We start from the raw sequence: 21,012 nt of genomic DNA on the forward strand, positions 1-21,012 counted from the left end.
GGCGTCAGGACGCGGCGACGGGGCTCCCGAGCCCGGACAGGCACGCCGGCAACGGCGCGCGGTGCAGGACGCCGAGGCGCTGCGTGGCGCGGGTGAGCGCCACGTAGAGCTCCGCCGCGCCGCGCTCGCCGTCGGCGAGGATCGCCTCGGGGTCCACCACCAGCACCGCGTCGAACTCGAGCCCCTTCGTCTCCGAGGGCGGGACCGCGCCCGGCGTACCGTCGGGCCCGATGACGACGGACGTGCCCTCCCGCCCGGCCTCGTCCCGGACGAACTGCTCGATCGCCCCGGCGAGACCGTCGCCGGTCACCCGCCGCGCCCACGGCCGGACCCCGGAGGCGCGCACCGACTCCGGCGGCACGGTGCCGGGCGCGAACTCCGCCAGCACGTCCGCCGCCACCGCCATGATCTCCGACGGGGTGCGGTAGTTCACCGTGAGCGCGGTGTACGCCCATCGGCCCGCGACGTACGGATCCAGCATCTCCGCCCACGAACGGGCGCCCGCGGGCGCGCTGCGCTGCGTGAGGTCGCCGACCACCGTGAACGAGCGGGACGGGCAGCGGCGCATCAGCACCCGCCAGTCCATCGCCGAGAGCTCCTGCGCCTCGTCGACCACCACATGCCGGTACACCCAGGTGCGGTCGGCCGCAGCGCGGTCCACGAGATCACGAGTATCGCGCTCCTCGAAGCGTTCGGCCAGGTCGTCGGCGTAGAGCAGGTCGGTGGCGAAGAGGTGGTCCTCGTCGTCCATCGAATCCGCCCGCGACACCAGCGAATCCAGCACGCCCTCCGCGAACTCCGCCTGCTCGCGCGCGGCCCGCGCCGCGGAGTCGTCCGGGACCTCGTGCGGGCCGAGCAGCTCCGCGAGCTCGTCCAGCAGCGGCACGTCCGTGACGGTCCAGGCGGCACCGTCGGATCGCAGCAGCGACGGGTCCGCGCCCGCCGCGGCCAGCCGCTCGGGCGAGCTCAGCAGGTCCGCGAGCAGCGCCTCGGGGGAGAGCACGGGCCACAGCCGGTCGACGGTGCGCCGGAACGTCCCGTCCGCCGCGAGGTCGGCGAGCATGCCGGCCCGCATCTCCTCCCACGCCCGCGTGTCCTCGCGGCGCAGCCACTGCTTCCCGATCCGGCCCAGCGCCCGCTCGGTGATCGCCCAGGTCAGCACGTCGAGGAAGACGGTGCGCGCCTGGTTGTGCGGCTGCCCGCTGTCGCGCGCCTCGTCCCGGGCCCAGCCGACCACGTCGGCCTCGATCCGCACCGTGGCGTCGCCGAGCCCGATGGAGACGGGCGTCTCCGGCAGGGTGGAGAAGTCCGCGACCGCGGCGGCGAGCACGTCCGCCATCGCGGCCGCGCCCTTGATCCGCGCGACTGCGGGCGTGTCCTCCGCGCGGGTCGTGACGCCCGGGTAGAGCGTCGCCGGGGTCGCGAACACCACGTCGGATTCGCCGAGCGAGGGCAGCACCCGCCCGATGTGCCGCAGGAAGGACGTGTTCGGGCCCACCACCAGCACGCCGTGCCGCTCGAACCGCGCCCGCTGCGTGTACAGCAGGTACGCCACCCGGTGCAGCGCCACCACCGTCTTGCCGGTGCCGGGGCCGCCCTCGATCACGGTGACGCCCGGATTGTCGGAGCGGATGATCCGGTCCTGATCGGCCTGGATGGTCGCGACGATGTCGCGCATCCCCTCGCCGCGCGGCGCGTTCACCGCAGCCAGCAGCGCCGCGTCGCCGCGGGCGTCGGCGCCCGGGCGGCCCAGCATCTCGTCGGTGAACGCGGTCAGCGCGCGGCCCTCGCTGAGGAACTGCCGCCGCCGGTGCACGCCCTCCGGGTGCGCGCCCGTCGCGGTGTAGAACGGCCGCGACGCCGGGGCCCGCCAGTCCAGCAGCAACTCCTCCTCGCCGTCCTCGTCGTCGAACAGGCCCAGCCGCCCGACGTACCTCGTCCCGACGGTGCCGCCCGGCTCCCCGTCGAGCCGGCCGAAGGCCAGCCCCTCCTCGGCGACGCTCAGCCGCCGCACCTCCCGCGCGGAGGTCATCACGTCGCCCTCCCGGTCCACCGCCCGGCCCTCGTGGTCGCGCAGGGCGTCCGTGTAGCGTCGCCGCGCCCGGTCCCGTTCGGCGTCCAATCGCGCGTACAACCCCGCCACGTACTCGCGCTCCGATGTCAGCTCGTTCTCGTATTCAGACATGCACCCACCTCGACAGAAATCGGATCCGGCCAGCGAGTATGCGCCCTCCACGGGGCCTTGCGGCAAGGCCCGGGGTGCGTTATAAGTTAGAAGGGGAAAGACTTCGGGGTGCCGTGTGTCCGCTCCCGCTTCGCCGCACGCCTTCTCCGTCCATTCCCGGTTCGGCCCACTCTGGCGCGAATCGCGCGCGAACCCTCCATCGTCTGTAGGTTCGGATCCGTGGACCTCCGAAGATTCCTCGACGGTCGTGGGGGTCAGCTCGGCTTCCTCACCTATCAACACGCCTCGCTGGTGATCCAATGCGTGGTGCTGGGAGCGGTGATCGCGCTGGTCATCGCGGCGCTGGTGTACCGCTCGCGCGCGGGGGCCGCGTTCGCCACCGCCGTCGCCTCCGTCGGTATGACGGTGCCGTCCCTCGCCCTGCTCGCGCTGCTGCTCATCGTGTTCGGGCTGGGCGTCACCCCGTCGGTCACGATGCTGGCCTTCTACGCCACGCTGCCGATCCTCACCAGCGCGATCGTCGGGCTGCAGGCGGTGCCGCCGGCGCTGGTCGAGGCGGCCCGCGGCCTGGGCATGCCCCGCTGGCGGGTGCTGGCCACCGTCGAACTGCCGAACGCGTGGCCCGTGATCCTCACCGGGATCCGGGTCAGCACCCAGCTCGTGGTCGGCGTCGCGACGGTCGTCGCCTACGTGCTCGGGCCGGGCCTCGGCTCCCTGATCTTCTCCGGCCTCGCCCGCCTCGGCGGCGCCGGTGCACTCGAATCCGCGTTGGTGGGCACCGTTCTCGTGGTGGCCGTCGCGCTCGTACTCGACGGTCTGCTGGTGCTCCTGGGCCGCTTCACCGTCTCGAAGGGACTGCGATGAGTCAAACCACGGGCGTTGCCATCGAGCTGGAGAAGGTGATCAAGCGCTACCGCGGGCAGGAGAAGCCGGCGGTCAAGGAGCTGTCCATCGTCATCGAAGCGGGCGAGACCGTCGCCATCGTCGGTCCCTCCGGCTGCGGGAAGACCACCACGCTGAAGATGATCAACCGGCTGATCGAGCCGACCTCGGGGCGGGTGCTCATCGGCGGGACGGACGTCACCAAGGCGGACGCCGACGGCCTGCGGCAGGGCATCGGCTACGTGGTCCAGGCCGGTGGCCTGTTCCCGCACTGGACCGTCGAGAAGAACATCGGCGCCGTGCCGGGCCTGCTCGGCTGGGACAAGGCCCGCACCCGCGCCCGGGTCACCGAGCTGCTGGAACTGGTCGGGCTGGACCCGGACGTCTTCCGCGGCCGGTTCCCCAAGGAGATGTCCGGCGGCCAGCAGCAGCGCGTCGGCGTCGCCCGCGCGCTCGCCGCCGATCCGCCGGTCCTGCTCATGGACGAGCCCTTCGGCGCCGTCGACCCCATCACCCGCGTGCGGCTGCAGGACCAGCTCCTCGCGATCCAGGAGGAGCTGCACAAGACCATCGTGATCGTCACGCACGACGTCGACGAGGCGATCAAGCTGGGCGACCGGGTGCTGATCCTCTCCGAGGGCGGCCAGATCGAGCAGTTCGGCACGCCCGAGGAGATCCTGACGGCGCCGGCCAACGCCTTCGTGGAGGAGTTCGTCGGCTCGGGCGCCACCCTCAAGCACCTCTCGCTCAGCTCCCTCGGCGAGATCCCCAGCGCCCCCGTCGTACTCGCCCGCCCCGGCGACCCGTCGGAGGAGGTGGCCGCGCGGGCCAAGGAGGCGAAGCTCAGCTGGGTCGTCGTGGTCGACGAGGACGACCGGCCGCGCGCCTGGCCCTCCGTCTCCGAGGTGCTGAGCAAGCCCGTCGTCTCGACCTACGTCGACCAGCGGCTGCCCGTCGCCGAGCGCACCGCGACCCTCGCGGACGCGCTCGACGTGATGCTGGCCGCCAGCCAGGGCGGCGTGCTGGTCACGCAGCGCGGCAAGGTGATCGGCGCGCTCACCATCGAACAGGTCGCGCAGCGGATCCGGGAGCGGCAGGCCATCGCCAACCCGGAACAGGCCGCCGACACCTACCGGGCGGCCCCGTCGTGACCGCCGCGGCGAACGCGTCCAAGGAGGCGCGCGTCGGGCCCACGCCGCGATTCGCGGGCGGTGTGCCGATCGACCTGATCCTCGAACCGTTGCTCGTCGTGGTCGGCTTCGTCGGCTATCTGATCTGGCACGCGAGCCAGGACTTCTCGGAGACCGAGGCGGTGCAGCTGCAGTGGTCCGAGCTCGGCGGTTCGGTGTGGGAACACATCCAGCTGACCGTGGTCTCCGCCGTGCTGGTGGTGCTCATCGCGATCCCGCTGGGGATCCTGGCGACGCGCAAGCGGTTCGCGCGCATCGCGCCGGTGATCGTCGCCCTCGCCAACGTCGGCCAGGCCGCGCCCGTGCTGGGCATGGTCGTGCTGTTCGCCATGTGGTTCGGTACCGGCTTCGGCACCGCCGTCGCCGCGCTCGTCGTCTACGCGGTGCTGCCGATCCTGCAGAACACCGTGACCGGCCTGCGGCAGGTGGACGACCGTGTCATCGAAGCGGCAAGAGGCCAGGGTTTCTCGGCCTTCCAGACGTTGATCCGGGTCGAGCTGCCGCTGTCGGTTCCGGTGGTCCTGCACGGTGTGCGCACGGCGCTGGTCATCCTCGTCGGCACCGCCACCCTCGGCACCTTCATCGGCGCCGGCGGACTGGGCGTGCTCATCACCACCGGCGTCACCCTGTACTTGCCGGCCCTGCTCTTCTCGGGCGCGCTGCTGGTCGCGCTGCTCGCGCTCGGCATCGACTGGCTGGCCCGGCTCGCCGAGTACCTGCTGGCGCCGCGCGGCCTGCGCGGGGTGACCGCATGACGGCGCGCGGGACCGGGCGGGTGCGCGTGCGGCGCGCACTGCTGCCCGTGGTGGCGGCACTGTCGCTCGTGCTCGCAGGCTGCGGGCTCGAGAGTTCGTCGGGCCACTTCGTGCACGCCGAGTCCGCGGACGGCCAGACCCCGCTGGCGGGCGCGAAGATCTCGGTGACGTCGAAATCCTTCTCCGAGGGCATCCTGCTCGGCAAGATCAGCACGACGATCCTGCAGGCCGCGGGCGCCGAGATCACCGACCTCACCAACGCGCCGGGCTCGATGTCCTCCCGGCAGGCGATGACGAGCGGCGCCGCCGACGTCTCGTGGGAGTACACCGGCACCATCTGGGTCAGCTACCTCGGGCAGACCGAGACGATCAGCGACTCCACCGCGCTGTGGACCCGCGTCCGCGACGCGGAGCGGGCCAACGGGATCGAGGTCCTCACCCCGGCCCCGTTCAACAACACCTACGCCTTCGCGGTGACCCCGGCGCAGAAGGCGCAGCTGAAGCTGAACACGCTGAGCGAGTTGTTCCGGCTGCCGCCCGCGCAGCGCTCCCTCTGCGTCGACCCCGAGTTCCAGTCGCGCCCCGACGGACTGGGGCGCCTCTTGGACAAGTACGAGGTGCCGCTCGGCAGCGGCACGCCGGCGAACACGATCACGACGATGGACGCGGGCGTGATCTACTCCGCGATCTCCGGCAACACCTGCCTCGCGGGCGACGTCTACGCCACCGACGGCCGCATTCGCAAGCTCGGGCTGCAGTTGTTGGAGGATGACCGGAAGTTCTTCCTGCCCTACGACGGCGTGCCGGAGGTCCGGACGGACGCGCTGGCGAAGTACCCCGCCATCAAGGACGTGCTGGCCAAGGTGAGCCGCCTGCTGACCAACGAGACGATGCAGGAGCTCAACGGGCAGATCGACATCGAGGGCCGCGATCCCGCCGACGTGGCCGCCACCTGGCTCAAGAAGGTGGGGCTCGTCCGCTGAGGGCCCGCGGCTTTCGGTCGCGGTGAGCGGAAGGGTTCACCCCGCGGGTGCCCCGTCCGACACTGAACCGCATGACCGATATCGCACCGGACCTGCTGGCGCTCACCGCGACCGAGGCCGCGAAGGTGTGTGCCGGCGAGTACGACCGCGTGATCCCCACCGACTGGCCGGCGGGCGAGCGGTGGTCGACCCGCCTGTGGGGCGACGACGACGTGGACGTCTGGCTCATCAGCTGGGTGCCCGAGCGCTCGACGGAGCTGCACGACCACGCCGGCTCGCTGGGCGCGCTCACCGTGGTCTCGGGCGCGCTCGCGGAGCGCAGCTGGGACGGGGAGGCCCTGCGGGAGCGGCGGATCGACGCCGGCGGGCAGGCGTCGTTCGACCGCGGCTGGGTGCACGACGTGACCCGGCACGCCGACGCCCACGACGCGGCGACGGGCGAGGCGGCCACGCCCACCCTCTCCGTGCACGCCTACTCCCCGCCGCTCACCGCGATGTCGTACTACGAGGTGACGCCGGTCGGCAGGCTGCGCCGCGTGCGCAGCGAGCTGACCGACGAACCCGAGGGCCCCACAGGCGGGCGCGGGGTCGACGGGCTGTTGGCCGGCGCGCGGGACCGCATCGACCGGGTCGAGGCCGCCGACCTGCGTGCCGAGCTGGACGCCGGCGCCGTCCTGATCGACACCCGTCCCGCGGCGCAGCGCGCCGTCGAGGGCGAGGTCGACGGAGCCCTGATCATCGAGCGGAACGTGCTCGAATGGCGGCTCGATCCGACGTCCGACGCCCGGATCCCCGAGGCCACGGGCTGGGACGTGCGGTGGATCGTGCTGTGCTCGGAGGGCTACGCCAGCTCCCTGGCGGCCGCCGCCCTGCGCGACATCGGGCTGCACCGCGCCACGGACCTCGCGGGTGGGTACAAGGCGCTCACGGCGGTGCCCTCCGCCGGTTAGGAGTCCCGCGGAACCGACCACCGCACGACGGTGCCGGGCCGCTCCGCCGTCGCGTCCGCCGGCAGCAGGTCGACGGTGCCGCCCCGCAGCTCCGCGCGGGTGGCGAGGTTCCGCAGCCCGCTGCGTCGGCCACCGTCGGGGATGCCCGTCCCGTCGTCGGCGACCTCCACGGTGACCGCGTCGCCGCTCGCGATCACCGTGACCGCGACGCGGGTGCCGCCCGAGTGGCGGATCGCGTTGGAGACGCTCTCCGTCACCACGGCCTCGAGATCACGGGCGAGGCCGTCGTCGGCCACGGCGCTCTCCACCGGGCCGGAGAAGCCGACGTCGACGGCCGTCCCGCCGCCGTGCGCGACGGCCCGTACCGCGCGCACGAGCCGGCTCCGGAGCCCGCTCCCGTCGGTCGAGAGCTCGAAGATCGTCGAGCGGATGTCGGCGATCGTGCGGTCGAGCTCACCGATCGCGGCGTCGAGCCGCTCGCGGACGGGCTCGTCCGCCGCGGCGGAGCGCGCCACCTGCAGCCCGAGGCCGGCGGCGAAGATCCGCTGGATCACGTGGTCGTGCAGGTCGCGCCCGATCCGCTCGCGCTCCTCGATGACCTGCAGCTCGCCGAGACGCTGCTGCTGGCGCAGCGTCTCCGCGTGCATCTGGGCGTTGTCGATGGCGACCGCCGTGGCAGCGGCGAAGATCTCGATCGCCTTCGCGTCGCCGGCCGTGAAGGCGACACCGTCGGCCTTCTCCGCCAGGTAGATGCACCCGAACAGGTTCCCGCCGACGATGATCGGCGCGCCCAGGAAGCTGTGCATCGGGGGGTGATTCGGCGGGAAGCCGACCGAGGACGGGTGCTCGGAGAGCTCCGCGATCCGGACGGGCTGCTGCACCTCGAGGAGGTACCCCAGCAGGCCGCGGCCGCACGGGGGATCGCCGATCAGCGCCGCCGTCTCCGCGTCCACGCCGACGTAGATGAACTCCTCCAGCGAGCCGTCGTCACTGCTCACGCCCACGGCGCCGTACCGGGCGTCCACCAGTGCCATCGCGGAGGTGACGATGCGGCGCACCGTCGCGGGCAGGTCCAGTCCCTGGGCCACGACCATCACCGCGCTGAGGATGTCCTGCAGGTCGGCGTCCGGCCCGTGCTCCGCCGTCACCGGACCGCTCCCCCTGGACGGGGGAGCACCGTCGGGACGAACGTCCCTGGCGCGGAGCTCATCCGGCCGCCACGCTGGGCGGCGTGAACGGAATCGACATCGACCCGCTGGACCGGTCCGACGTGCGCGCCCTCGTCGTGGACCTCGCCGAGGCCGCCTACACCGGCCGCCTCGCCCGCTGGAACGAGGTGCGCACGACCGCGGCCCTCGACGACCTGGATTGGGAGTACCTGGTGTGCCGGCTCCTGGGCCGGCTGCTCGCGGAGCGCGCGGTGCAGCGCGGCACCCCCGCGGTCGACGCGTGGCGCCAGGCCCGCGCGGCGCTGGCCTGAGCCGGTCATCGGCGGACCCCGCCCGCGTCGCGCCATTGCGCCGCGCGCAGGGCCGCCTGCACCCGGTTCTCGACGCCGAGCTTCGCCAGGATGCCGGTCACGTGGTTACGGACGGTCTTCTCCGCCAGGAACATCCGCTCCGCGATCTGCTTGTTGGTGAGCCCTTCGGCGAGCAGCTCGAGCACCGCCTCCTCCTGCCCGGTCAGGCCCGTCGGTGCCGGCGGCGCCTCCTGGCCCCGGCGGATGCGCTGCAGCACCCGGGCGGTGCTGGCGGAGTCGAGGAGGGAGCCGCCGGCCGCGACGGTGCGGATCGCCGATACCAGCTCGGTCCCGCGGATCTGCTTGAGCACGTAGCCCTGTGCGCCCGCGGTGATCGCCTCGAGCAGGGCCTCGTCGTCGGAGTACGAGGTGAGCACGAGGCAGGGCAGGTCGGGCAGCTGGTCGCGGAGCGTGCGGACGAGGTCGATGCCCGAGCCGTCGGGCAGGCGCACGTCGACCACCGCGACGTCCGGGCGCACGGCGGGGATGCGGGCGAGGGCCTCGCGGACCGTCGACGCCTCGCCCACCACGGTGTGGCTGCCGTCGGAGGCGAGGAGGTCGGCCAGGCCGCGCCGGACGATCTCGTGGTCGTCGACCAGGAATACCGAGGACATGCCTTCAGCGTAGGCCCGTACGGGGCGTGGGCCCTCCTCGGCGGACCGTCGCCGGGCGAGGACGGGACATACGTCCCGGCCCGCCCGGTACGCACGTCCCCACCTGCGGTGACGCACCGCCGGGCCGGGATGCGGGACGCCGTCGGGGACCATCGCCCCTGCCCGTGCCGGCCGCGGCGGGCCAGGCTGGGAATCATGAGTGATCTGACCGACCTGGAACTGCTGTACGAGCTCTCGGAGACGGCCGAGCGGGAGGTCGACCGGCACCTCCGGCAGGCGGTCGACTGGCACCCGCACGACTACGTGCCGTGGAGCCGCGGCCGCGATTTCGCCGCGCTCGGGGGCGAGGACTTCCGGGAGAGCGACTCCGCGCTGTCGCCCGTCGCCCGGGCGTCGCTGGTGATGAATCTGCTCACCGAGGACAACCTCCCGAGCTACCACCGCGAGATCGCCGAGAACTTCACCCTCGACGGTGCCTGGGGCTACTGGGTGCACCGCTGGACGGCGGAGGAGGCGCGGCACTCGATCGTGCTGCGCGACTACCTCACCGTGACCCGCGGGGTCGATCCCGTCGAACTCGAGGGCCTGCGGATGACGCAGATGCAGCACGGCTTCGCGCCGGGGATGAACTCGATGCTGCTGTCGGTGAGCTACGTGACCTTCCAGGAGCTCGCGACGCGGATCAGCCATCGCAACACCGCCGCGGTCTGCGACGATCCCGTCGCCGACCGGATGCTCGCCCGGGTCGCCGCCGACGAGAACCTGCACATGCTCTTCTACCGCAACATCCTCGGCGCCGCGATCGAGGTCGCGCCGGCGCAGGCCCTCGCCGCGATCCACGCCGTGCTCACCAACTTCCAGATGCCCGGTGCCGCGCTCCCGCACTTCCGGCGCGACGCCGTGCTCATGGCGAAGAGCGGCATCTACGACCTGCGCCAGCACCGCGACGCCGTGGTCGTGCCGGTGCTGCGCCATTGGCGGCTCCTCGAGCGCACCGACCTCACCGGCGAGGCCGCGCGGCTGCGCGACCTGATCGGCGACTTCGTCGACGAGCTGGACGTCCGGGCGCGGAGGTTCGAGGCCGCGCGCGACCGCGCACTCGAGCGGGACGCCCGCCGCCGGGAGCGTGTCGCGGGGTGACCGGATTCGGCTAGATTCGACGGCATGCAGGTACAGCTCCGTCACAACCCGTCGTTCTCCATGGCCCGCTGCCAGCTGGCGCCCAACGAGCCGATGACCGTGGAGTCGGGCGCGATGGTGGCGCACTCCGCGGGGATGAACCTCCAGTCGCAGTCGCAGGGCGGCATCATGCAGGGCCTCAAGCGCAGCCTGCTCTCCGGCGAGTCGTTCTTCGTCTCCACCTTCACCGCGCCGCCGCAGGGCGGCTGGGTCGACATCGCGGGCACGCTGCCCGGCGACATCGCCGTCCTGCAGATCCAGCCGGACCGGCCCTACTACGTGACCCGCGGCGGGTGGCTCGCGAGCTCCCACGGCGTGCAGACCACCACCCAGTTCGGCGGCGCGAAGACCTTCTTCGGCGGCGAGGGCGCGTTCGGCCTGCAGGCCGCGGGCCAGGGCGAGGTGCTCGTCGCCTGCTACGGCGCCATCGACGTGATCGACCTGCGGCCGGGCGAGCAGGTGGTCATCGACACCGGGCACGTCGTGGCCTACGACCTCAACATGCAGTTCACCATGCGGCGCGCCGTGCAGGGGAAGTGGATCCAGTCGATGAAGTCCGGCGAGGGCATGGTCTTCGAGTTCACCGGCCCGGGGCGGGTGCTGCTGCAGACCCGGAATCCGCGCGGCCTCGAGGGCTGGGTGCGGTCGGTCGTCCCGTCCGGTTAGACGTCGGAAGGTTTCTCCGGCGTACGAACGCCCAGGTCGGGCAGTGTAGTTCGCCGCGTCAGGGCCTGTGGGACTTCACCGGAGATTTGACCGGTGCCATGTCCACTGTGATCTAGTGGGATCATGGCTACTGTAACTAATACGACAGGAGACCATCGCCGGACGACCGACTGGGTCGTTTTCGGTGTGACGGCCGCCGCGGTTCTGGCGTTCGTCCTCTGGGGTTTCCTGGATTCGGACGGGTTGAAGAAAACGACCTCCGATGTCCTCAATTGGATCATCACCGATTTGGGTTGGCTGTTCCTGATCTCAGCCAGCTTCTTCGTCCTTTTCGCAGCTTTCCTCGCCTTCTCCCGATTCGGTCGCATCCCGCTGGGACGCGACGGTGAGAAGCCCGAGTTCAAGACCGTCTCGTGGATCGCGATGATGTTCAGCGCGGGCATGGGCATCGGCCTGATGTTCTTCGGCGCCGCCGAGCCGATCTACCACTTCGTCGGCGCGCCTCCCGGTATGAACGGCCACGACGTGGCCGTCGCGATGGCGACCACCATGTTCCACTGGGGCTTCCACCCGTGGGCGATCTACGCCGTGGTCGGCCTCGCGATCGCGTACAGCACCTACCGGTGCGGTCGCAGCCAGCTGATCAGCTCGGTCTTCGCGCCGATCTTCAATCGCACCGGCGGGCACGGCGTCGGCGGCCGGATCATCGACATCCTGGCCATCTTCGCCACGCTGTTCGGCACCACCGCCTCGCTCGGCCTCGGCGCCGCGCAGGTCGGCGCCGGCCTGGAGCGGCTCGGCTGGGCCGAGGACGGTTCCAGCAAGCTGCTGCTCGTGGCCATCATCGCCATCCTGACGCTGGCCTTCGTGGCCTCGGCGGTCTCGGGCGTCGCCAAGGGCATCCAGTGGCTCTCGAACACCAACATGGTGCTCGCGCTGGTGCTGGCGGTCTTCGTCTTCGTGGTCGGCCCCACCGTGTTCATCCTGAACCTGCTGCCCACGTCGATGGGCGCGTACGCGGCCGACTTCATGGACATGTCGGCCCGGTCCGCCGCCAACGAGCCGGAGGCCGGCAAGTGGCTGGCCTCGTGGACCATCTTCTACTGGGCCTGGTGGGTCAGCTGGACGCCGTTCGTGGGCCTGTTCCTCGCGAAGATCTCGCGCGGCCGCACCATTCGCGAGTTCGTGATCGGCGTCATGGCCGTGCCCACCCTGGTCTCGTTGGTCTGGTTCGCCGTCTTCGGCGGCACCGCGATCAACCAGGAGCAGGCGGGCCTCGGCATCAGCAAGGCGGAGAACGAGGAGGTCATGCTCTTCGACGTCCTCGGCAACCTGCCGTGGCCGACCATCACCGCCTTCCTGGTGGTGCTCCTCGTCGGGATCTTCTTCGTCTCCGGCGCCGACTCCGCGTCCATCGTGATGGGCACGCTGTCGCAGCGCGGGGCCGAGGAACCGAACCGGATGATCACGATCTTCTGGGGCGTGCTCACCGGTACCGTTGCGGCGCTACTGCTCTGGGTGAGCGGCGACGATGCGCTGACCGGCATCAAACAGATGGCGATCATCGCGGCGGCGCCCTTCCTCGTGGTGATGGTCGGGATGTGCGTGGGCCTGATGATGGACCTCTGGCACGATCCGCTGATCGTGGCGGAGCGGGCGCACCGCGACGAGCTCGGCGAGCGGATGCGCTGGCACGCCAACACGCTCGCGGTGACCGACGACAGCACCGACGTGCTGCCCTCGGACGACCTGCCCGTGTACTCCGACGGCGAGGTCCCGGAGGACCTCTACCACCCGCCGCACACCGGCGAGCTGGTCACCGTCGAGGTCTACGACGCCGATCACTCCGGGCCGATCGAAATCGATCCGAAGGACGACGCCTCCCGGTAGACAGGGAGGCATGACCTCCTCCGTCACCGCCGAGACCCGTTCCGGCCGCGTCCGCGGCACCGTCGAGCAGGGTGTGGCCCGCTTCCTGGGCCTGCCCTACGCAGCCCCGCTCGACGGTGCCGGCCGGCTCCTGCCCGCCGCGCCGCCCGCGCCGTGGGAGGGCGAGCGCGACGCCTCCGCCTTCGGCCCGACGGTGCCCAAGCCCGGCTACCAGGGCCCCGTCGCCGAGATCCTCACGGCCGAGCCGGACTTCCCCGGCGCCGAATGCCTCAACCTCAACGTCTGGGCGCCCGAGGGCGCCGACGGGCTGCCGGTCTTCGTGTGGATCCACGGCGGCGCCTTCCGCAACGGCAGCGGCCGCAGCGGCTACTACGACGGCGCCGCCTTCGCCCGCGACGGCGTCGTGTGCGTGACCATCAACTACCGGCTGGGCGCGCTCGGCTTCCTCGACACCGGCGATGAGCACACCAATCTCGGCCTGCGCGATCAGATCATGGCGCTGGAATGGGTGCGCGACAACATCGCCGGCTTCGGCGGCGACCCGGCGCGGGTCACCGTCGCGGGCGAGTCCGCCGGCGGGATGAGCGTCGGCTCGCTGCTCGGATCGCCCCTCGCACAGGGCCTGTTCGCCCAGGCCGTGCTGCAGAGCGGCGCGGGCCACCACGCGATCACCCGGGAGACCGCGCAGAAGGTCACCCGCGCCCTCGCCGAGCGACTCGGCGTGGAACCCAGCCGTGAGGGCTTCGCGACGGTCGAACCCGCCGCCCTCGTCGACGCCACGACGGCCCTCGACGCCGAGATCCAGGCGAACCCGGACCCCGCCGCGTGGGGCGAGCTTTCGCGGAACGTGATGATCTTCGAGCCGGTGATCGACGGCGACGTCCTGCCGCAGCTGCCGATCGACGCGATCCGCGCCGGCTCCGGCGCCGGCGTACGGGTCCTGGTGGGCGCCAACGCCGACGAGGCCCGCTTCTTCATCGTTCCCGGCGGGCTGATCGACCTGCTTCCCGAGGAGGCGCTCGCGCCCACCGCCGCGAAGTACGGCCTGCCCGACCCGGCTGCCGCGGTCGCCGCGTACCGGGCGACCGAGCCCGCCGCGTCGCCCGGGGACCTGTTCTGCCGCATCATGGCCGACTGGTTCTTCGGCATCCCCGCAGTGCGGATCGCCGAGGCCCGCGCGGACGCGCCGGCGGAGACCTTCTTCTACCGCTTCGACGAGCCGTCCACCGCGCTCGGCGGCCGCCTCGGCGCTTGCCACGCCGTCGAGCTCGCCTTCACCTTCGACAACCTCCACGCCGACGGGGTCACCAACCTGACCGGGCCGGACCCCTCACAGGCCGTCGCCGACGAGACCCACGGCGCCTGGGTGCGTTTCACCCGCGGCGAGGACCCGGGCTGGGCGCCCTACCTCCCCGCCCGCACTGTGCGGGTGTTCGGCGGGGAGGGCGGCACCGTCGTCGATCCCGCACCGGAACTCCGCGCCCTCTGGGACGGAGTGCGCTAGCTGTACTGACCCCGGCCGGTGCGCCGGCGCCGATCAGTACGGCGCGGAGCGCATCGGACCCGGCGTGTACCAGCCCGTGCGGGTCGTGGTGCCGAGCTCCAGCTGCGCCGGTTCGGCCGCGGTCCACGGGGTGAATCGGATGAGAGTGCCCCAGTCGATCGCCCACTTGCCCGTGAGATAGGTGGGCACGATCTGCTCGTGGTACAGCGCGTCGGTGACGCCCAGCGGGCCGCCCGTCTTCCAGCCCTGCCAGGTGGCGGACGTGGTCGAGGTTGCACCGAAGTCCGGCGTGATGCGGTACTCGGGTCGCTCGAATACGCCGTTGACGGCGCGCACCTGGTGCTGGCACGGGAAGGCGAAGGCCACCATGAAGTCCAGCGCGACAGGGGTGTCGGTGCCCAGGAACTCCTGCAGCGTCTTCATCTCCGTCATCCGCGGCGGCGTGACCACGACGGGGTCCGGTGAGGGCACCTTGTCGTCGATCACCACGCGCACCGTGTTCGTGCCGCGGGGCAGGTCGGCCGTCGGGAAGCGCAGGTTGCGCCAGTTGTTGTTGGTCCACGCGTCGAGCGGGACCATCCGGCCCAGCGGCTGTACCGCGCCGTTCTCGGACCGGTGCCCGGCCTCGAGGAACAGGGTCCGGCCGTCTCGTGCGACGTCGTTGTTCCCCTTGGCCGCGATGGGTCCCGCGACCGACAGCGTCACCAGGGGAGTGCGATCCGTGACCGCGCCGAGCGCGTACCAGTCGGTGGTGAGGTTCGCCAGCCCGGTGGCGCCGGAGGACCCGAGCACCGGTGTGGTCTCCGGGTTCAGGCCGAACGGCAGTGGCACGCCGTCTTTCTTCGGGTCCGGGTTGCGCTTGCCACCCACCACCTCCGGCTGGTCGACGTTGGTGACGTCGTTGTTGTGCCCGGGGTTGGACTTCGTCGGTGAGAGCCAGCCGGGGATGCCGGTGGGGGAGAAGCCCGTCGACTTCCCGGCGAGCGCCTGCGCCGCGCTCGGCACGGAACCGTCGGGCCGCGGCGCGGGCCGCAGCAGCCCCGCGTTGGGGTCGGTCTCCATCAGTGCGTAGTCCGCCATCGAGCAGATGTCGCCCTGCAGCGCACGGACGTTCGACGCGGTCCAGGAGAAGCTGCCGCGTTGGACGTACGCGCCCTTGGCCATGGTCGCGACGTCGAACAGGGCCAGGATCACGGTGATGATCGCCAGCGTCGGGAGGGTCCGAGATCCGGGCTTGGTGGGCTCCGGCGCGTAGTCGCGGCGGTAGTGCAGCCACAGGCCGTACAGCGTGGTCACGACGGCAGCACCGAAGAACACCCAGGACAGTTTCACGCCGAACAGCTGCGGCGGCATGGTGTTCCACGGGATGCCGTAGGTGCCGACCCAGTAGTAGCCGACGCGGGCCGCGAAGGAGATCGCGACGACGAACAGCGCTGCGGCGGCGAAGAAGACGCGGTTGCGTTTCGAGCGCATCATCGGCGCCATCGTGAGTGTGGCCGCCACCGCGGCGATGCCCGCGGCGTAGCCGGCGAAGAGACTGAGGTGGTGGGTCCATTTGGTGGGCGTCCACGCCAGCAGCACGATGGTGGCGAAGAAGACCGCCATGAGCCGCCACACGGGGCCCGCGGAGATGCCCGCCGGGCGCTTCCGCCGCAACATGATCATGAGCACCGTGAGCACACAGAGGAACGAGGTGAGGATGCCGATGCGGCGAACCATCGAGCCGTCTTCGGTCTCGAGCATCAGGTAGTAGTACCGGACGCTCTCCTCGTACCAGTCCAGCGTGGGCCCGGTGACGCCCTTGACCGTGATCGCCTCGCGGAGCGAAGCGAAAGTCGGCGTGTAGAAGGCGTAGAACAGGTAGGCCATGCCCGCGGCCAGGATCGGCGCGAGCATGGGCAGCAGCCCGTCGCGCCCCCGGCGCTTGACGATGCGCGTGATGATCTGGCGCGACGCGGCGAGCAGGGCGGCCACGGCGACGAGTCCGCCGGGCGCGGCGCCCACGCAGAGCGCGGCGCACGGGACGGCGATCGCGAGCGGCAGCAGTCGACCGGTCGCGATGGTTCGCTCCACCGAGACCCAGGTCAGCAGGGAGAAGAAGACCACCGCGGGCTCGGGACGCAGCCCGTTGTTGAGCGGCAGCCAGAGCAGCAGGAAGCCGCCCGCGCCGGCCCACAGCGCGGCGGGGTTGTTGCGCACCGCGCGCCCCAGCCGGGGAATCATCTCGCGCGAGATCACGAGCCAGGTCAGGAGTCCGAAGACCAACGCGGGCAGGCGCATCGCGGGCGCCGCCGTCGTGAAGTGCGAGATCGCAGTGAAGATGTAGTCGTTCCAGCCGACCGGGTTCTCCGGCACGCCGAAGCTGCGGAAGTAGTTGATCAGATAGCCGCTGTACTTCGTCTGCGTGGCCATCGTGAGCTGGTAGCCGTCGTCGGACGTGTTCGGGCCGATCAGCCACCAGAGCCCGAGGATTCCGATCACGGTGAAGTCGACCGGCCGCGGGCGCAGCCAGCCCTGGGGCATGAAGCGGATGTGGCCGCGGCCGTCCCGCAGGTCAAGGAAGCCCAGCGCGACCAACGCCAGGATGGTGGCGGCGATGCCGACGATGATCGCGATCAGCTTGATCGTCGACGGCGTGGTGTTGAAGCGGGTGTCGACCTGAGTCGAGACGGCGATTCCTGTGGTCGGGACGCTCGCGGGGATGTCCGTGTAGAAGCCGGCGATCTGCGGCCGCAGGTTGGGGTCGTTGACGCTGACCGAGAGCTGGTTCGCCGCCGGGTCGGAGGCCGTGACCCCGGTGAACGAGGCGCTCGTCGACTCCGGAGTCGAGACGAAGCGGATCGCACACCCGGCACCCGCCCGTGCGACGTCGGCCCGGCTCGCGGTCGCCAGCGCGACGTCGCGGTCGGCGATGATGACGTTCTTGGCGTCGGCCCGGATCACCAGGCCCTGCAGGCCCGGTCGCGGTCCATCGGCAGGAAGCGTGCGCAGGAGCGTGCCGCCGGCTGCCGGCAACTCGTTCACCAGGGCGCAGGGGAGCGAGACGTCCAGCCGGACCGGCGTGTACGAGACCAACGGGAGTTCGACGTTGGAGATCCGGCCGTTCTGGGGCCAGTGCACCGCGGTCGTCGTCTCCTTGACCGGCAGGAACGGGGTGAGGATCGCCAGCACGAAGCCCACCACGCCCGCGACGGCGGCGACGATCCGCCACTTCCCGTAGCGCTGCTCCGGCGGCACCGTCGCGGGTGCGGTCGAGTTCTCGCTGCTCATCATCGATTCCTAGTTCTTCACGGTCTGGTTGGTCAGCGCGCGGATCGGGCCCTGGCGCCACCACCCCGACCGCGTCTGGACACCGACCGTCAGGTTCGCCGCGGGGGCGTCGTCGGCGAGGGGCGTGTACTGCTGCAGCTCGCCCCAGTCCCGGGTGAGGTCCCCGGTCATGTACGTGGGCAGCGTCGTGGTCCGCAGCAGCGTGTCGGGCACCGTCAGCAGGCCGCCGGCCTCCCGCGCCTGCCAGGTCCCCGACGTCGAGAGCGCGTCCTTGCGGGTGGGCAGGATGCGCCATTTCGGGACCTCGTAGGTACCGTTGCGGATGGCCAGCGGGCGCTGGCACGGGAACTGCTGTCCCACGAGCAGGTCGAGCAGGACCGGGTCCTCCTCGCCCACCACGTCCTGCAGGGTCCGCAGGCGCGGCACGCGCGGCGGCGTCACGCCGACCCACTGCTGGTCGCCCAGGTTCGGGTCGCGCACGTGGATGCGGACCACGTTCGCGGCCGGCGGGATGGCCTCCATCGGCACCCGCAGGTTGCGCCAGGGCTTGTTGGGGCCCGGGTCGATCGGGTCGATCACGCCGCGGGCGCCGATCGAGCCGTCGGCGCGGCGCTCGGCCCACTCCAGCGTCACGGGCTGGCCGTACTCCTTCTTGCCGGTCGGGCCGACCGAGGAGATCGCGCCGGAGGCGGCGAACGCCACGAGCGGCCGGTCCACCGACCGCGCGGGGAGGCTGTACCAGTCGCTGAAGAGCTCCGCGGGCACGGTGTTCTGGCCGTACGAGCCGACCACGGGCGTACGCGCCGGGTCGAGCCCGAAGGGGAGGGCCGCGGTGCTGCCGTTGACGGTGCGCGGACCGGTCCCGCCGCCCGTGCCCGCCGTCGCCGCTGTGGAGGTGAACGGCGAGGTGATCGGCGACGCCATGTTGATCTGGCCGGGCGCTGAACTGATGGCCAGCGGCTTGAGCTCGTTCGCGATGCCGTCGGGAGTGAAGCCGTAACTGCCGGGCCCCGTCAGCGCCTGCGCGGCTGGACGGCCCTCCGCGGAGGTCAGCATGTCGGCGTTCGGGTCGGTCTCCACGAGCACCGAGCCCGCCATGCCGCAGCTGTTGCCGCGCAGCGCGTCCAGGTTGCCCTTGGCGACCGTGTACGTGGCCGGGTTCGAGACGTAGGCCTTCGCGAAGATCGCGCCCTCGCCGAGCACGAGCAGCCCGAGGACGACGACGAGCGGCATGGAGGCCAGCTGCAGCCGGCGCCGGCTGCGCAGCGCCTGGTCGCGGTCGGCCCGGGTGTGCGTGGCGAGCTCCGCGTCGTCGAGCGCGGATTCGTCGACGGTGCCGTCCTCGACCAGGCCGCCCTCGCCGCGGCTGCGGAAGTCGATCCGGAAGTGCTGCCACGCGGCGAGCGCGCCCGCCAGGCCGGCCAGGATCAGGAAGGCCTTGCTGAAGGTGATGCCGGCGACCTCGGGCTGCCGGTCGAACCACGGCACGCCCCACAGGTAGGGCCAGGACCACAGGTTGAAGCCCGCGAAGGCGGCGGCCAGCGCGAAGAGCATCCCGCACAGGAAGAAGGTGAAGTTCCGGACGGAGGTGCGCGCGGCCTCGACCACCGCCACCGTCGTGACCGCGGCGAGGGCGGCGGCGAGTCCGGCGTACACGCCGAAGTGCACCGTCCACTTGGTGGGCGTGAGCGTGAGCAGGGCCGCCGCGATGAAGACGGCGCCCACCAGGCGCCACACCGGGCCCGGCGCGATCCGCGGGATCCGGCTGCCCCGGAGCATGACGAACAGCGCGACGAACAGGCTCATGATGAACAGGTAGACCGGCACGCGGCGCACGAGTGTGCCGTCGGTCGTCTCGTTCGTGAGGAAGAAGTAGCGCAGGTACTCCTGCGTCCACGGCGCGGCCGGCCCCACCTCGAGCCGGATCCGGATGGCCTCGGCCACCGACGCCAGCGACTGGTCGCGGAAGGCGATCGGCACGATCACCGCAGCGGCGGCGAGCACCGGCAGCACCAGCGCGGCCAGCCCGGCCTCGCGGCGGCGCGCGACGAGCACGCGGAGCACCGCGGCCGACGAGGCCAGCAGCACGGCCGCCGCGACGACGCCCTGCGGCGCGAGGCCCAGCGTCAGGCCCGCGGCCATCGCGGCGACCGCCGCCGGTAGCGCGCGGTGCGTCGCGACGGACCGCTCGACGGCGGCCCAGGTGACGATGGTGCCGAGCACGATGATCGGCTCGGAACGCAGGCCCGAGGCCAGCGGGAACCAGAAGGCCAGGAGCATCGCGCCCGCGGTCCACACGGCCAGCGGGTAGCGGCGCACGCCCGGGCCGAGGCGCGGCAGTAGCACGCGGCTGAGCAGCAGCCACGTGAGTGCGCCCGCGGCCAGCATCGGCAGCCGCATCCAGATCGCGTTCGCGCTGATCGAGCCCCAGTGCGAGAGGAAGGTGTAGTACCAGTCGAAGGGCGCCTCGGGGGCGCCGAAGAATCGGTAGTAGTTGGCCGTGTAGCCGGCCTCGGGCGCGACCTTGCCCATCGACAGGATGTAGCCGTCGTCGGAGCTGCCCGCGCCGAGCACGGTCCACAGGGCGAGGCCGCCGAGCACGGCCACGTCGACGAGGCGGGGGCGCAGGATCTGCCCGACGGTCCGGTGCGGCGCGCGACGGTGGTGGCCGAAGTTCCGGTCCAGCAGCCACAGCGCGATCAGCGAGGCGAGCACGCTGAGCAGGCCGATGCCGATCGCCGCGGCCTTGAGGGGCGACGGCGACAGCTCGAAGCGGGTGTCGAGGTCCGCGTGCAGGCGCAGGCCCGGGCCCGCGGCGGCGACGTCGGCGGCCTTCAGGGAGGTGAAGACGCCGCCCATGACGGGGCGGTTCTCCGTGGGGATGGACCCCGCCACGTCGATGCCCTCGAAGCGCGCGCCCACCTCGGCGGCGTTGGACCACAGGCGCAGCTGCGAGCAGCCGCGCAGCCGGTCGACGGGCGCCGCGGCGATGACGGTGTTGCGGGAGGAGACGGTGACCGCCTGGCCCGGCCCGGGCGCCCCGACGGTGACGTTCAGGCCCAACTCGCGGGCGGCGCCCGAGCCCACGGGCAGCGTCGAGAGGACGGTGCCCCCGGAGCCGGCTGCGCGGGCGATCGCCGAGCACGGCACCGTCGCCGTGAGGTCGGCGGGCGACTGCGTGACGAGGGAGGCCGTGACCTCCGCGCTCTCGGCCCCGGGTCGCAGCTGCGGCCAGTCGAGCGAGGCGGTGGCCTGCTGGACGGGCAGCAGCGGGGTCAGCAGGCAGAGCAGCAGGCCGACCGCACCGGCGACGACCGCGGCGAGGCGGGCAATACCGGCGGCTCGCGGCGGCGCCGCGGCGGCGGCTCGACGCTGGGGGCCGGGCTCCGACTCGGAGCGGGACGTAGGCACGGACACGGGTGCTC

At 72.0% G+C, this 21,012-nt stretch carries 15 protein-coding genes and 1 pseudogene; 11 read left to right on the forward strand and 5 right to left on the reverse strand.

Going from position 1 to position 21,012, the window contains the following annotated elements:
* Positions 1-4: 4 nt before the first annotated feature.
* A complete protein-coding gene (gene helR / locus LB823_RS04590) occupies positions 5-2,185 on the reverse strand; it encodes an RNA polymerase recycling motor ATPase HelR (protein WP_224645589.1) in 2,181 nt (726 codons plus the stop codon).
* A 219-nt stretch (positions 2,186-2,404) separates the two neighbouring features.
* On the opposite strand from helR, the gene LB823_RS04595 reads away from it, so the two are divergent.
* The 6 genes and pseudogenes from LB823_RS04595 (at position 2,405) to LB823_RS04620 (ending at position 6,945) form a co-directional block, all read left to right on the forward strand.
* A complete protein-coding gene (locus LB823_RS04595; protein ID WP_224645590.1) occupies positions 2,405-3,049 on the forward strand; it encodes an ABC transporter permease in 645 nt (214 codons plus the stop codon).
* Positions 3,046-4,218, forward strand: a complete 1,173-nt coding sequence (locus LB823_RS04600) for an ABC transporter ATP-binding protein (RefSeq protein WP_224645591.1) — start codon at positions 3,046-3,048, stop codon at positions 4,216-4,218. Before LB823_RS04595 ends, LB823_RS04600 begins: the two co-directional genes overlap by 4 nt.
* Entirely contained in the window at positions 4,215-5,012 is a 798-nt protein-coding gene (locus LB823_RS04605; protein WP_374201272.1) for an ABC transporter permease, read from the forward strand. The genes LB823_RS04600 and LB823_RS04605 overlap by 4 nt, the downstream gene beginning before the upstream one ends.
* Positions 5,009-5,995 (forward strand): glycine betaine ABC transporter substrate-binding protein, encoded by a 987-nt coding sequence (locus LB823_RS04610; RefSeq protein ID WP_224645592.1) that lies wholly within the window; start codon positions 5,009-5,011, stop codon positions 5,993-5,995. The genes LB823_RS04605 and LB823_RS04610 overlap by 4 nt, the downstream gene beginning before the upstream one ends.
* Positions 5,996-6,066: 71 nt before the next feature.
* Positions 6,067-6,564 (forward strand): annotated as a pseudogene (locus LB823_RS04615) (cysteine dioxygenase); the annotation flags it as partial.
* Positions 6,565-6,594: 30 nt separating this feature from the next.
* Positions 6,595-6,945, forward strand: coding sequence for a rhodanese-like domain-containing protein (locus LB823_RS04620; protein ID WP_224645679.1), 351 nt, complete (start codon positions 6,595-6,597; stop codon positions 6,943-6,945).
* Here the strand turns inward: LB823_RS04620 and LB823_RS04625 are convergent.
* Positions 6,942-8,093, reverse strand: a complete 1,152-nt coding sequence (locus LB823_RS04625) for a GAF domain-containing protein (RefSeq protein WP_224645593.1) — start codon at positions 8,091-8,093, stop codon at positions 6,942-6,944. The genes LB823_RS04620 and LB823_RS04625 overlap by 4 nt on opposite strands.
* A gap of 83 nt (positions 8,094-8,176) precedes the next feature.
* Between LB823_RS04625 and LB823_RS04630 the strand changes: the two genes are divergently transcribed.
* Positions 8,177-8,425, forward strand: a complete 249-nt coding sequence (locus tag LB823_RS04630; RefSeq protein ID WP_224645594.1) for a hypothetical protein — start codon at positions 8,177-8,179, stop codon at positions 8,423-8,425.
* Positions 8,426-8,430: 5 nt separating this feature from the next.
* Here the strand turns inward: LB823_RS04630 and LB823_RS04635 are convergent, their stop codons facing one another.
* Positions 8,431-9,078, reverse strand: a complete 648-nt coding sequence (locus LB823_RS04635) for a response regulator transcription factor (protein WP_224645595.1) — start codon at positions 9,076-9,078, stop codon at positions 8,431-8,433.
* Positions 9,079-9,273: 195 nt separating this feature from the next.
* On the opposite strand from LB823_RS04635, the gene LB823_RS04640 reads away from it, so the two are divergent.
* The 4 genes from LB823_RS04640 to LB823_RS04655 all read left to right on the forward strand — a co-directional run bounded on the left by LB823_RS04640 (position 9,274) and on the right by LB823_RS04655 (position 14,317).
* A complete protein-coding gene (locus LB823_RS04640) occupies positions 9,274-10,218 on the forward strand; it encodes an acyl-ACP desaturase (protein ID WP_255602950.1) in 945 nt (314 codons plus the stop codon).
* 24 nt (positions 10,219-10,242) lie between these two features.
* Positions 10,243-10,923: a TIGR00266 family protein gene (locus tag LB823_RS04645; RefSeq protein ID WP_224645596.1), complete on the forward strand. Its 681-nt coding sequence runs from the start codon at positions 10,243-10,245 to the stop codon at positions 10,921-10,923.
* Positions 10,924-11,046: 123 nt separating this feature from the next.
* On the forward strand, positions 11,047-12,813 hold the full coding sequence (locus LB823_RS04650) for a BCCT family transporter (RefSeq protein ID WP_224645597.1): 1,767 nt from the start codon (positions 11,047-11,049) through the stop codon (positions 12,811-12,813).
* Between the two features lie 10 nt (positions 12,814-12,823).
* Complete coding sequence (locus LB823_RS04655; RefSeq protein WP_224645598.1) at positions 12,824-14,317, forward strand: carboxylesterase/lipase family protein; 1,494 nt, start codon at positions 12,824-12,826, stop codon at positions 14,315-14,317.
* Positions 14,318-14,350: 33 nt separating this feature from the next.
* Here LB823_RS04655 and LB823_RS04660 read toward each other — a convergent pair whose 3' ends face one another.
* Entirely contained in the window at positions 14,351-17,587 is a 3,237-nt protein-coding gene (locus LB823_RS04660; RefSeq protein WP_224645599.1) for an arabinosyltransferase domain-containing protein, read from the reverse strand.
* A 9-nt stretch (positions 17,588-17,596) separates the two neighbouring features.
* Positions 17,597-21,004 carry an arabinosyltransferase domain-containing protein gene (locus tag LB823_RS04665; RefSeq protein ID WP_224645600.1) on the reverse strand — a complete coding sequence of 1,136 codons (3,408 nt, stop codon included), beginning with the start codon at positions 21,002-21,004 and terminating at the stop codon, positions 17,597-17,599.
* Positions 21,005-21,012 lie beyond the last annotated feature (8 nt).

Origin of the sequence: Tsukamurella sp. M9C (genome assembly GCF_020169415.1) — a bacterium.
Lineage (GTDB): Bacteria > Actinomycetota > Actinomycetes > Mycobacteriales > Mycobacteriaceae > Tsukamurella.

Coding starts and splice junctions, on each gene's coding strand:
- LB823_RS04640 (WP_255602950.1), top strand. CDS start 9,274: ATGAGTGATCTGACCGACCTGGAACTGCTGTACGAGCTCTCGGAGACG.
- LB823_RS04660 (WP_224645599.1), bottom strand. CDS start 17,587: ATGAGCAGCGAGAACTCGACCGCACCCGCGACGGTGCCGCCGGAGCAG.
- LB823_RS04655 (WP_224645598.1), top strand. CDS start 12,824: ATGACCTCCTCCGTCACCGCCGAGACCCGTTCCGGCCGCGTCCGCGGC.
- LB823_RS04645 (WP_224645596.1), top strand. CDS start 10,243: ATGCAGGTACAGCTCCGTCACAACCCGTCGTTCTCCATGGCCCGCTGC.
- LB823_RS04635 (WP_224645595.1), bottom strand. CDS start 9,078: ATGTCCTCGGTATTCCTGGTCGACGACCACGAGATCGTCCGGCGCGGC.
- LB823_RS04650 (WP_224645597.1), top strand. CDS start 11,047: ATGGCTACTGTAACTAATACGACAGGAGACCATCGCCGGACGACCGAC.
- helR (WP_224645589.1), bottom strand. CDS start 2,185: ATGTCTGAATACGAGAACGAGCTGACATCGGAGCGCGAGTACGTGGCG.
- LB823_RS04610 (WP_224645592.1), top strand. CDS start 5,009: ATGACGGCGCGCGGGACCGGGCGGGTGCGCGTGCGGCGCGCACTGCTG.
- LB823_RS04600 (WP_224645591.1), top strand. CDS start 3,046: ATGAGTCAAACCACGGGCGTTGCCATCGAGCTGGAGAAGGTGATCAAG.